At 59.7% G+C, this 11,875-nt stretch carries 9 protein-coding genes and 4 pseudogenes; 10 read left to right on the top strand and 3 right to left on the bottom strand.

What is annotated here, in order from left to right; all coding sequences use genetic code 11:
- The first annotated feature begins 75 nt into the window (after positions 1-75).
- From ABUH87_RS11110 to ABUH87_RS11100, 3 genes and pseudogenes are all read left to right on the top strand, one after another.
- Entirely contained in the window at positions 76-1,245 is a 1,170-nt protein-coding gene (locus tag ABUH87_RS11110; RefSeq protein WP_367768160.1) for an IS110 family RNA-guided transposase, read from the top strand.
- Between the two features lie 311 nt (positions 1,246-1,556).
- Positions 1,557-1,901, top strand: a pseudogene (locus ABUH87_RS11105) (transposase); the annotation flags it as partial.
- Positions 1,902-2,349: 448 nt separating this feature from the next.
- Positions 2,350-2,547: pseudogene (locus ABUH87_RS11100) on the top strand (hypothetical protein); the annotation flags it as partial.
- A 361-nt stretch (positions 2,548-2,908) separates the two neighbouring features.
- Here the strand turns inward: ABUH87_RS11100 and ABUH87_RS11095 are convergent.
- Positions 2,909-3,193: a hypothetical protein gene (locus tag ABUH87_RS11095; protein WP_367773518.1), complete on the bottom strand. Its 285-nt coding sequence runs from the start codon at positions 3,191-3,193 to the stop codon at positions 2,909-2,911.
- Positions 3,194-3,947: 754 nt separating this feature from the next.
- Between ABUH87_RS11095 and ABUH87_RS11090 the strand changes: the two genes are divergently transcribed.
- From ABUH87_RS11090 to ABUH87_RS11060, 7 genes and pseudogenes are all read left to right on the top strand, one after another.
- Entirely contained in the window at positions 3,948-5,006 is a 1,059-nt protein-coding gene (locus tag ABUH87_RS11090) for a glycosyltransferase family 4 protein (protein WP_367773516.1), read from the top strand.
- Positions 5,007-5,014: 8 nt separating this feature from the next.
- A complete protein-coding gene (locus tag ABUH87_RS11085; protein ID WP_367773514.1) occupies positions 5,015-7,147 on the top strand; it encodes an amylo-alpha-1,6-glucosidase in 2,133 nt (710 codons plus the stop codon).
- 206 nt (positions 7,148-7,353) lie between these two features.
- Positions 7,354-7,989: pseudogene (locus ABUH87_RS11080) on the top strand (tyrosine-type recombinase/integrase).
- Positions 7,990-8,455: 466 nt separating this feature from the next.
- Positions 8,456-8,818, top strand: coding sequence for a response regulator (locus ABUH87_RS11075; protein ID WP_367773512.1), 363 nt, complete (start codon positions 8,456-8,458; stop codon positions 8,816-8,818).
- Positions 8,819-9,055: 237 nt separating this feature from the next.
- Positions 9,056-9,280: a hypothetical protein gene (locus ABUH87_RS11070; RefSeq protein WP_367773510.1), complete on the top strand. Its 225-nt coding sequence runs from the start codon at positions 9,056-9,058 to the stop codon at positions 9,278-9,280.
- On the top strand, positions 9,277-9,501 hold the full coding sequence (locus ABUH87_RS11065) for a hypothetical protein (RefSeq protein WP_367773508.1): 225 nt from the start codon (positions 9,277-9,279) through the stop codon (positions 9,499-9,501). Before ABUH87_RS11070 ends, ABUH87_RS11065 begins: the two co-directional genes overlap by 4 nt.
- Positions 9,502-9,558: 57 nt before the next feature.
- Positions 9,559-10,014: a hypothetical protein gene (locus tag ABUH87_RS11060; RefSeq protein ID WP_367773506.1), complete on the top strand. Its 456-nt coding sequence runs from the start codon at positions 9,559-9,561 to the stop codon at positions 10,012-10,014.
- A 725-nt stretch (positions 10,015-10,739) separates the two neighbouring features.
- Here the strand turns inward: ABUH87_RS11060 and ABUH87_RS11055 are convergent.
- Both ABUH87_RS11055 and ABUH87_RS18425 read right to left on the bottom strand, forming a co-directional pair.
- Positions 10,740-11,378 carry a DUF6596 domain-containing protein gene (locus ABUH87_RS11055; RefSeq protein ID WP_367773504.1) on the bottom strand — a complete coding sequence of 213 codons (639 nt, stop codon included), beginning with the start codon at positions 11,376-11,378 and terminating at the stop codon, positions 10,740-10,742.
- Between the two features lie 30 nt (positions 11,379-11,408).
- Positions 11,409-11,875 (bottom strand): annotated as a pseudogene (locus ABUH87_RS18425) (IS6 family transposase); the annotation flags it as partial.

Here is an 11,875-nt window from a genome sequence, read left to right as displayed (position 1 = left end):
CAAGATCCCATGAGGGTGTGGAGAGCGACCTGCGCTGTGGCAGAGCGGGGTTACTGAACTCTCTGGAGATCAATCATGCCTGTCACAGCTGAACAATCTGCAGCGCCGGCCGCCATCCGTGTCGAGCTTGACGCAATTTTCGTCTCGTTGGAACTGAGCAAATCAACATGGCTGGTAACTTCGCTATCGCCAGGTGCCGCCGATAAAATGTCCCGGCACACGGTGGACGGCGGCGACATTGCTGGGCTGTTCGCCCGTATCGGCGAACTTCGCGACAAGGCGCTGGCCCGGACAGGCAGGCTCTATCGGATCGTGTCGATCCAGGAAGCTGGACTTGATGGCTTCTGGCTGCACCGTTCACTGGACCACGAGGATTGGATCGAAAGCCACATCGTGGACGCTGCCTCGATTGCCGTCTCTCGTAAGCGCCGGCGGGCGAAGACCGACCGGATCGACGGTGAGACCCTGATCCGGACGCTGTTGGCCTACAAGCGAGGCGAGCCGCGCGTCTGCTCGATGGTGCGGGTTCCAACCCCGCAGGACGAAGATCGCCGCAGGATCGGCCGCGAACGCAAGATACTGGTCGACGAACGAACGCTGCACATCAATCGTATCAAGGGTTTACTCTTTAGCCAGGGGATTCGAGGGTATGAGCCCGGGCGCCGTGATCGCCGCGAACGGCTTGAAGAGCTGCGCACAGGAGACGGACGCGATCTGCCCACACACATCAAAGCCCAGCTTCTTCGCGAACTCGGCCGCCTCGAACTGCTGATCGAACAGATCAAGGCAGTCGAGGTCGAGCGCGACGCGATCCTGGCGCAGGACAAGGAAGTCATGACCAACCCCACGGCGATGTTGCTCGGCATCAAGGGGATCGGGCCGGAATTCGCGACGATTATCCATACCGAATGTCTGTCCCGGCATTTTGCCAATCGCAGACAGGTCGCATCCTATGCGGGCCTGGCTGCGAGCCCCTGGCAAAGCGGCTCGATCAACCGTGAGCAAGGCATCTCGAAGGCGGGCAATCCACGCCTTCGAACGGCGATGGTGCAACTCGCATGGCTTTGGCTACGCCACCAGCCGGACTCAACGCTAAGCCGCTGGTTCCGCGAACGGGTCAGCCAGAATGCGGGTAGGCGCAAGGCGACGACGATCGTTGCCCTTGCACGCAAGCTTCTCGTCGCGTTTTGGAAATATGTGACGTTCGGTGTCGTCATTGAGGGTGCCACTATGAAAGCCGCCTAACGCAAACACGACTGTAAAGTTACTTCCATCCCCAGGGCCCGATCAGCCCTGACGGATCCAGGGGGACGAACCGTGGTAGTCCATGGCTCCAAGCAAGCCGTCTACAAGAATGGTCTCGTCCTTCTGAGCCCTTGCCCGCCGAAAGCGGGATAGTGGTGCAGCCGCTTCGAACGGCGACCGGATGTGAGGTTGATCAGGCTCGGACGCCGAGCCGCGTCATGCAATCGGGCTCGGACCTCGGATACCGTTTACGAACTTGGAGATGCACAATGTCATCATGATGCCATGCCTTGACGTGGAAGCCCTCATGTGAGGACTATCGCCGCGACGGGGCCGAACGTCAGCAGGTCATGACGCTGGCGACCGACGAGTTCATCCGCCGCTTCCTGATCCACGTCCTGCCGCGCGGCTTCTACCGCATCCGACATTACGGCCTGCTCGCCAGTTCGACGCGCAAGGAGGCCATGGCGCTGGCCCGCAGGCTGCTGGGCGTTGCCGCGCCGGTCGACGAGCCCCAAGCCGACGAACCGCCCGATCATCGCCCGCCATGCCCATGTTGCGGCGGGCACATGACCATCATCGAGACCTTCGCTCGCTGGCGTCAGCCCCGCGCGCCGCCAGCATCGACGCCCCCCACCCGTGAGAACACGCCATGATCGGGCATGGCTTACCCTGCAGCATGGCCAAGATCATCGCATCTCGGCCCATGAGAAAATGTGCGCTCACGTCACGGGTACGATCAAAACCGCGCCCATTGGGTGCCGGATCAGGGATGCGACGCTGCTCAATCGCTCCCGGAGTACTTGTTATCCTGCAGATCATGGACAAGCCGACGCGTCTGCCTCAGCCCCCACGATCCAAACCAAAGCCCTTTTACCCATAGATTCGTGGATGGGGTCCGCGGGTTCCTCCATGTCAGGATTCCGTGCGCAAGCGCCCGAAATCCTTAGACTTTTCTGCCGTTCCCGCTGCAGCCGGTGAACGGCGGTTTCTGACAGGACCGGACGTTCGCGCGCCGTCTTTACTGCCGGAAGCGCAGAGCTGGCCGTCAGGCGAGTGGTGGAGGCTGTGAGAACGGAGTGATGTGGTAGGCTCATCAGCGTCATGGGAGGCATCGACTGGGCCACTTCCGGCGACTGTGACCGTCGCGAGCAGCTGTTTTTACCTGCGTGCGTCGACAGTTATGTTGTCGAGGATAACCCGGTACGGGTGGTCGATCTCTTCGTCAACGAGTTGAATATCGCGGCGCTGGAATTTGCTGGCTCTGTAGACATGGTCCCCCAGGCTACGCTACGAAGAGCCGGCAGCTGGTGCTCAGCGGCCTAGTCGTGCTCCTGCACGCGCGACGCTCATTCAAGAGGAAAGGAAGCGGCAAATCGAACTTCCGTCCGACTCGCCCGCCTCTTGATTTCGGACTCTCTGTGAAACAGATGGAAGCCGGTCACACAGGATTCAATCAGCTATTCCGCATATTCTCGAGGCCTTTCACCACCCCCTGTTTCTGACTTGGCTGTGAGGCGTTCGTCTTGGGCTTCGCTGTCTTCGGCTTACGAACTTCTTTGTTCGATTTTCTCTCGCCTTTGGCCATCGTGATATCTCCTGTGGATTGCTAACGGGCCCAACCCTAAAGGTTGAGCCGGGAACTGCCCCCGGATCGAGGGGCTCAATCGGCTATTTGCTCGTTCCCGGCAGCTTCTGACACAACGTCCGAGGCGATCGACGGCAGTTCTGGTGCAGAGCTTCCGGCGTAGGTTCCGTAGATGATCGTCTCTCGCGTAGCTGGGAATTGAACCGTCCTTGTCTCTGGCAAAATTTTCCTCAGCTTACGGATTTCCTCGGCATAGCGGGCAACCACGCTGAAATGAGCTTCACGCTGCCGTTCGTCTTGGCAAGCCGTCGCCTTCATGACCTCCAGCTGGTGGGCATGCAGCAGTTCGTTGAGATCCATGGCCAAGTCCTTGAAACAGTAAAAGCGTACGGCCCGACTGGTTCATTTCCACGCTTGCGATGAGAATGTTACCGTACGACGTGTCTTTCCTGCCCCTCGCTGAAGCTGATCGACGCAACTCGGCTCGTACTATCGCCCCTCCGGCAATACTCTGGAGTATGAGGGAGGGCAGAGGACCGTCGCGGTGCTCTTAAAGATGGGCGCCACTGCGAGCTTCTGAGATGGGGAGAGCGCACCGGCTATTCAACCGGGGGCAGCCGAGAGGGTTTGTCACCACGCAACGATGATCTCTGAGCTCGATCGGGGAGCGCTCCATCGGCGGCAGAATCCCTTGGAAGCGCTTAAAGGCTTGGTCTGCAAACGCTCTTCGGGGGGCGGGCTCGTAATCGCGCGTCGCACGCCTATATGCAGAACATCACCTGATCATTCGCAAGCATCTCGTGACTGAGAGACACTTCCGTGCTCCCGCTTGCCCACCGGGTGAATGTCATGACACCTCTGTTCAAACAACTGCGTTGCCTGCCCCCAGTCGTGAGGACCCGGGGTTTGCCGAGCAGCACGCATGATCCGGGGCGCCCCTTCCGCTGAGACATCGAAGGCCCTGAGCCATGGCGTGCACGCGCACCTGCCATTGGATGAGGACTGACCGACGAGGACTGGCTGACAAGGCATTTCGTGCGATTCAACTCGTCTCCGATCTGCACCATACCAGCGACCGGAACGGCAATTTGCACCGGCTACGAAAGACACAGACATGCGTATTGCTCAAGTTGCGCCGCTCGCCGAAGCAGTCCCACCGAAGCTGTACGGAGGTACGGAACGTGTCGTTTGGTGGCTGACCGAAGCACTCGTGGATCTCGGCCACGACGTAACCCTGTTCGCGAGCGGGGACTCGGTTTCTTCGGCGAAGCTGATACCCTGCGCGCCTGCCGGTCTGCGGCTATGCGGCGTTGGCGATCACACAGCATCCACTCTTGCTATGCTCGATCAGGTGTTCCGCTCTGCCGATCAGTTCGACATCATCCATTTCCACGTTGACCTGTTGCAGTACCCACTGTTTCGCGGCCTCGCGGGCAAGTGCGTGACAACATTACACGGCCGCCAGGACTTGCCGGATAACCTTCCGGTCTTCGGGGCTTTTCCGGAAATGAAGCTGGTCTCGATTTCCGACAATCAGCGCACACCGATACCCCACGCGAACTTCATCAGCACAGTGCATCATGGGATGCCGCTAAAGCTGATTCCAGCAGCCGAGGGCGGTGAGTATCTGGCCTTCATCGGCCGCATATCGCCAGAGAAGCGCCCGGATCGGGCTATAGAGATCGCAAAACGCGCGGGAATGAAGCTCAAGATCGCAGCCAAAGTCGATAGGGTCGATGCCGCCTACTTCCATGAAGTGATCGAACCGTTGATCGACGGCACACAGATAGAATTCATCAACGAAGTCGGAGATGCGGAGAAAGCTGCGTTCCTTGGCGGAGCCAGAGCACTCCTTTTTCCGATCGACTGGCCGGAACCGTTCGGTCTGGTCATGATCGAGGCGATGGCGGCAGGTACGCCGGTGATTGCATGGCGTAACGGGTCGACGCCGGAGGTGGTGGAACACGGGCGCAGCGGCTACCTGGTCGAGAGCATCGAAGAAGCCGTAGCGGCGGTCCACGCCGCCGCGGACCTTCCCCGCTCCGGAGTCCGGGCCGCGTTTGAAGAGCGGTTTACGTCTGCTCGCATGGCGGAAGACTACTTACATTTATACCGAAGCCTGACCTCGTCGCATCCACAACCGACAATGCCGCTCGTGTTGGCAGCAGCTTGAGCACGGCTATGGCGAAAGCAAACGCGAGCGATCACCATGTGGAAGCGACAACCTCCCTCGTCGATCGGACACTGCGTGCGCTGAAACACGGCGATCTCTTCGCGGTGTTCGCCAAGGATGGGGATTGCCGGGGCGGTGAGGATGGCCCGGACGGTCTGTTCTACAAGGACACGCGCTTTCTTTCAGGATTGGAGTTGCGACTGGGGGGAAGTACTCCGCTGCTGCTGAGTTCGGTTCTGCTCGATGACAACGCTGCCCTGATCGTTGATCAGACCAATCCGGATCTTGACGACGAGGGCGAGCCCTGGCTGGCGGGAGACAGCCTGTTCATCGGGCGGATGAAGTTCCTGCGCCATTCAACAGCCTATGAACGCATCGTTGTCCGCAGGTTCGAAACTGTCGTTCGGAGTATTCCTCTGGAAATCCGCTTCGCAGCCGATTTTGCCGATCTGTTCGAGGTGCGGGGAGACGTTCGTCCACGGCGTGGCACCAGTTCTGCAGAGCGACTGGACGAGCGAAGTGTACGCATCTCCTATCTGGGGCTGGACGATGTCCGACGCAGCACCACGCTCTACTTCGATCCCGCCCCCGCCGCTCTTTCGGCGGATTCTGCGCGATGGGATCTGGATCTGAGCGACGCTGAGCGTTGCACAATACTCGTCAAGGTCCAGTGCAGCATCGGTGAAGCTCTTAGCCCTGAGCCGCCGCACCTCGTCTCCGCCTACCGTCTACTGCGTAAGGGAATGCAGGACCGCCTCGACAGGGTTTCGAGTTCAAATGAGCGGTTTGACGTGGTGCTTGGCCGCTCGGCCTCGGACATCGGGATGTTGCTGACGGAGACTGAATCGGGTCTGTATCCATACGCGGGCGTACCCTGGTACAGTACCGTGTTCGGTCGCGACGGCATCATCACTGCTATGATGCTCCTTTGGATCGCGCCGGAAATCGCCCGGGGCGTGCTTAGAACGCTTGCCTCCAGCCAGGCGACTGCCATCGACCCATCCGCCGACGCGGAGCCAGGCAAGATCCTCCATGAAATGCGAGGCGGCGAGATGGCGCTGTTAGGAGAGGTCCCGTTCCATCGGTACTACGGTACGATCGACGCCACGCCTTTGTTCATCATGTTGGCGGGAATGTATCTCAAACGGACCGGCGACTTGGAGACGGTACGCGCGATCTGGCCGAACATCGCGGCGGCGCTCGCCTGGATTGACTCCAAGACCCATCTGCATTCCGATGGCTTCCTTGCCTATTCGCGCATGGCGGAGAGCGGGCTGGCCAACCAGGGCTGGAAGGACAGCTTCGATGCGATTTTTCACGCCGACGGCCGTCTGGCTGAAGGCGCGATCGCTTTGTGTGAAGTGCAGGCCTATGTCTTTGCAGCCCGGAACGGTGCTGCCGAAGTGGCTGACGCACTAGGAAGAAGCGCACAGGCCGAGCAGCTTCGGCATCAGGCAGAAACCTTGCGCGTCCGGTTCGAGGAACGGTTTTGGGATGAGGAACTGGGCAGCTATGTCCTGGCGCTCGACGGTGACGGCGAGCCGTGCAGGGTTCTTGCATCCAATGCAGGCCACGCGCTGTTCGCCGGGATCGCAGGGCCGGAGCGCGCCGAGCGCGTGTCGCAGCTGCTGACCAGCAGACGTTTCTATAGCGGCTGGGGTATCCGGACCATCGCGTCAGGGGAGGCCCGCTACAATCCCATGTCCTACCATAATGGCTCGATCTGGCCACATGACAACGCACTGATCGCACTGGGTTTCTCGCGATATGGCCACAAAGCCGCCGCCGTAAAGATCTTTGAGAGCTTAGTAGGGGCCGCCTTCTATGATGAGCTGTATCGGCTTCCGGAGCTCTTCTGCGGGTTCTCGCGCCGCCGGAAGCGCGGCCCGACCTCCTATCCGGTTGCTTGCTCGCCCCAAGCATGGGCGGCAGCGGCACCCTACGCCTTGATTGCCGCGGCAACGGGACTGGACATCGATCACGCGCGCGACGGCATCGAGTGTTCCACACCGGTTCTTCCCCCTTTGCTTAACGCGCTTCACCTGCAAGGCGTCGGACTTAATGGCTCCACGTTTGATTTACGGTTCACGAAGCATGGAAACGAGGGTGCCGCGCACGTTTCTAAAGTGCGAACGGGCTAGGCAAAGTCCCGCTAAACATCGTCACGAGGGTTATCGCGAATATGCTGCATCCTTGCTTGTGGCGCCTGCGGCTGGTTCTGTCAGGAGCAGACCTTCACAGCAAAACCGCGATTGATCGAAGGTGGCCGGCAGGTGCCCAGGGCATTCCTGCTCATCGGGTTCTGATGCGTTCTTCCAACGGCCAATCTGGCCATCGGAGAATGATCATGGAGAATCCTGAAGCCGAACTCACCGCCGCCAGCAAGCGCCCGGTCTGGAATGCGGGAAGAAATGTCGGCGCGAAGCGCGCTCTGAAACCTAAGCACATTTGGGAGATCCGATTTTACCTCAATCAGCGTCGCCGACTGCGAGATCGGGCGCTGTTCGACCTGGCGATCGACAGCAAGCTGCGGGGCTGTGATCTCGTGCAGATTAGGATCGGCGACATCGTCAGCGGCGGGCAAATCCGAACCCGGGCGATTGTGATGCAGCAGAAAACCGGTCGCCCAGTTCAGTTTGAGCTGCTTCAAGACGCACGGGCCAGTCTGCTGACCTGGCTCGAGCGTAGGGCGGCACGGTCGACGATTATGTCTTTCCCAGCCGGGTTGATCGCAGTGGGCATCTCAGCACCCGCCAGTATGCCCGGCTTGTCGATGAATGGGTTACAGGCGTCGGGTTGATGCGAAGCGAGTATGGCACTCATTCGCTTCGCCGCACCAAGGCTTCGATCATCTATCGCTCGACCGGCAACCTTCGTGCTGTCCAGACCCTTCTCGGCCATAGCAAGATTGAGAATACGGTGCGCTATCTCGGGATCGATGTGGAAGACGCGCTGACTCTTGCCCGAAAACACCGAGATTTGAACCTATCAGCGCCCGTCTTCGGTGAGGAGCCGGACACGGGCGCCTGGGATATTGCCGTCGTCCCCGAGCCGGCGTGGAAAGGGCGGCTTTCAAATGAACACCGGACGTTCTAAAAGACAGCGAGGAGCGGCCGGGAACAGGAAAGGCTGGCCGATTTCGGAATGTCGGGTCATGTTCGGGAAGTGCAGAAAGCTGCCCTTCCGGTAACCGCGCGCATATTCGATTGGTTGAAAAGCTGGGGGGCGCTCCCTTATTTCATTCGTGTGGGCGAGCAATACTACGGAGCCCGGCCATTCTGTTCAACCGCGCGTGACTTCCGAATCTGGCGGACGTAAGAGATTTTGGAACTTACCGGTCATGCCGCTGTTGTGATTATCAGGCTCGAACGGAGCCTGCGAGCCTCGGCCCATGATATCGGGACGGCATGCCGGGCTGACTGCTGCGCCCCGCAGAAAGCTGTCTCATCATGTCACCCCAGCCCCTTGTCCTCGTTGTGGAGGACGAACCACTGATATTGTTGGACGCCTGCGACATGGTCGAGAGCGCCGGATACGCTACGAGAGCGGCGACCAACGCCACTCGTGCTTTCAGCATCCTTGCAGAGAACTCATCGATCGCGATCCTGTTCACCGATATCGACATGCCGGGACCGATCGACGGGATGGCCCTTGCGTTTGAAACAAAGGCGCGCTGGCCGCACATCAGCATCATCATCACTTCAGGCCGCGGGCCTTTGGCCCGGCACGAAATTCCGCCTGACGCCGTGTTCCTTGGAAAGCCCTACCTTGAACGGTCTCTCGTCGAGACGTTGAAAAACCTAATTGCCTGAGCCGCCCTCGCGAGCGGATCCATTGCCGACATGATGCCAGCGCACTCTAGTTAAAAACAATCATACTAGGGTAAATGATCCGCCGATGTGCGCTACGGTTAGGGGCATTTATGCGCTCATGACAGGCCATTGAAATATCGACCTCCGTTCCTATATACTGACAATCGCTGGCATAGCAATTAAGCACCGGCGGCTGAGAGACCATAGTGCTCCCGCTTGTAAGAAGGGAGCGTTGCCATGGATCTTAATCACCAGTACTTCGAGCACCAATTGTCGCTCATGCGTGCAAGCGCTGCCGGAACGCGCCTTGCGAGAACGCGGCACCTCGCCGCGGCGGGCGTCACGGGGTACCGGATCAGCAATCATCAGTCCGGCATTGGAGCGGGCGCAGCAGACGGTTGGGTCAGAAGCTCGCAAAATCTTGATTTGTGGATTGATCGCGATCTCGGGATCGCATCATGAGCCGTCTGCTCAACATTGATCTCCCCCAGGCAGACGTGGAAAGGCAATGCGCCGAGCACCACGTGTCAATCAGTGCAATCGAGCCGCTCCCGTGCGGCGGCACTCATCTTGTCTGCGTCAGGCCGGAAGAGGCCGAGGAGATGCGTCAGCTTTTCTCAGAAAAGCTGATCCCCGGCATCGTCCGGCGCTTCCCCTTTTATCGCGCACGAGGGCCGTGGTGATGACGAATGAGCCCCTTCTCAGCGCTTTCCCGTGGCACTTGCGGAGTTGAATTCGCCATGACCCATCCGCTGCTGCAATTCTCCGTCAGTTCTAACGGCGACCAATGGTATGTGGCCCGGGGAAACGGCGAGGACGAAACCACGGTGGTGCATGAAGCGAACCGCTCATCAGGCGGCGCCGTCACGAGCATCTCGATTGAGGACTTCCTGCGTGTAAATTCGGAAGCGCCTGAGCGGCAGGACTTTGTGAGGCTGGTCGCTGATTTGCTTGGCAACGAGCTTGATGTCTGCAAGGCGCGCAAGGACGTTCTGCTGATACAACTTCGGGATGCAGCCGAAGAAGACGCGGCGAACGCCTTGCTCGGCGCAAAATTGCAACTGCCACTGACGACGGCCTATGAAGCCTTAGAGTTTTTCAACTGCATGGTGGACGTGGTGACGGGTCAGCGCGCCATAGACTTAGGGGAAGATGCCTATCGCATCCGTCCCGGTTTCGGCAGCACTCACCGGTAGCCTCGGCAAGCTGGATAACGGTCACCGACACTGTCCGAGGCGATCTCCGTCTGCGCCGAGAGTACTGCGCATTGCAGCCAGCACCAATCGAGTAGCCCACATTTCTGTTGTCAGTAGGCTGCGCCTAATCGCCGAGGATCGAACCGACGCGGTCACCGCGCAGGACAGGACCGAATTCCCGATCACAAGTCCGACCGTTGTCAGCGTCGTCATCGGCGCGCGGATGGGCGCGTTGCTTCCGGACAGTCGCCAAGCTCTCGAACGACAGGTTCCGGCGTGAACCGACATTCCCGCAGCCGCATCGGAACGGCGTAAGTTGGTCGGCTGCCGCCGGTTCCGCAAGGCACCGACACCCCGTCCAAAGTCGCCGACATTGCTGCCATTCCCAGGCTCAGATCGGGCCGTCAAAACCGGCCGTCCGTTCATTCCCGATAGCCGACCGTTGAATGGCCGGTGCCAGGGGGCGTCGGGCGCGCGCTCAGCTGCCGAATGTGGGAGGGAAGCGGTCATTGCCACAAGCTCGATATTCCGCCCAGCCCTAGTATAAGAAAAATCATGGCGAAGCATGGCGCGAGAACTACTAACCAGGCAGCAATCGCTCGCCGAAGGTCTGATCAGCAGCCTTGCGACGATATGCGACTGGTGCCTTAACCTCGGTCAGTGACTTCGTTCCGGTCGTTTCTCCAATCAGCGGGTCCCCCCCCGCGCTTATACATCGGGGGGACTCAGCCATTCCCTAATTGATCGAGTTGCCTGCGAATGTGCGCCGCTTCGGCGGCCGTACCCGCTAAGGCGATAGCAGCGCGGAAGGCATCGCACGCTTCTTCGCCACGCTCCAACTGGCGTAAAAACGTCCCGCGCACTCCGTGAAAATAGAAATATCCGTCCAGAGCTTCGGAAAGCGGCGTGATCATGTCCAGCGCGGCTTGCGCCCCCTTGAGCTTCCAAATCGCCACTGCCCGGTTCAGCGTGACAACCGGGGATGGCGCGCGCCGTTCAAGCGCTTCATAGAGCTGGTCCATCCCCTCCCAGTCCGTCTCTTCTGGCTTTCCGGCACGGGCGTGCAGCGCCGCAATTGCCGCCTGAATCTGATAGGGGCCGGGCTGATGATGCAGCATGGCCTTGTCGATCATCGCGAGCGCCTCGGCGATCATGGTCCGGTTCCAGAGCGAACGGTCCTGATCCTCCAGCAGGATCGGCGCGCCCGTTTCGTCGAAGCGGGCGCCCTGACGCGAATGCTGCAGGAGCATCAGCGCCAGCAGACCCATCTTTTCCGGCTCGGCGGGAAACATGCGCAGCATCAGCCGCGCCAGCCGGATCGGTTCGCCGGGTGCTGTCAGTCCAATGCGAACCGCTCTCCACAAGATGCACGTTCGATCTTTGAGGATTGCAGTTCAGCTCACGAGGACCTGCCACTCAGCCAGTGCGGCTGAGCGGCGTTCCTTGTAGGCTTGTCGACTGATGAGATGGCGTTCCAGACTGAAATGATTGTGGATGTCGGCGTGGACAGAGGCGAACTTCTGCAATGTCTTCATCTGCCTGAAATGCAACATCGCCCTCTTCGTCGGAATGGCAGGTGCGAGTTCTCGACCCGGTTGTTTGCCCAACGACCGATCTCCTGCTTATCGCGGCAACCAAGCTCGTTCATCGCAGCACTGTAAGAGCGCAACCCGTCGGTAGTGATCGCCTCGGGCGAGCCGTGACGCTTGAGTGCCTTCTTCATGCTTGAGTGCCTTCTTCATGAAGGTAAGTGCTGCCTGCTTGTCGCGAGTTTTGGTGACAAAGCTCTCCAGGATCTCGCCTTCCTGATCAACAGCACGCCACAGGTACACCATCTCACCGTTCAGCTTCACGTACATCT

Origin of the sequence: Novosphingobium rhizovicinum, from assembly GCF_040813635.1 — a bacterium.
Taxonomy (GTDB): Bacteria; Pseudomonadota; Alphaproteobacteria; order Sphingomonadales; family Sphingomonadaceae; genus Novosphingobium; species Novosphingobium rhizovicinum.
This window is presented reverse-complemented; position numbering and strand designations above follow the sequence as displayed.

Bases quoted from the DNA above. Each gene is read 5' to 3' on its own strand.
- ABUH87_RS11110 (WP_367768160.1), top strand. From the start codon at position 76: ATGCCTGTCACAGCTGAACAATCTGCAGCGCCGGCCGCCATCCGTGTC.
- ABUH87_RS11095 (WP_367773518.1), bottom strand. From the start codon at position 3,193: ATGGATCTCAACGAACTGCTGCATGCCCACCAGCTGGAGGTCATGAAG.
- ABUH87_RS11090 (WP_367773516.1), top strand. From the start codon at position 3,948: ATGCGTATTGCTCAAGTTGCGCCGCTCGCCGAAGCAGTCCCACCGAAG.
- ABUH87_RS11085 (WP_367773514.1), top strand. From the start codon at position 5,015: ATGGCGAAAGCAAACGCGAGCGATCACCATGTGGAAGCGACAACCTCC.
- ABUH87_RS11075 (WP_367773512.1), top strand. From the start codon at position 8,456: ATGTCACCCCAGCCCCTTGTCCTCGTTGTGGAGGACGAACCACTGATA.
- ABUH87_RS11070 (WP_367773510.1), top strand. From the start codon at position 9,056: ATGGATCTTAATCACCAGTACTTCGAGCACCAATTGTCGCTCATGCGT.
- ABUH87_RS11065 (WP_367773508.1), top strand. From the start codon at position 9,277: ATGAGCCGTCTGCTCAACATTGATCTCCCCCAGGCAGACGTGGAAAGG.
- ABUH87_RS11060 (WP_367773506.1), top strand. From the start codon at position 9,559: ATGACCCATCCGCTGCTGCAATTCTCCGTCAGTTCTAACGGCGACCAA.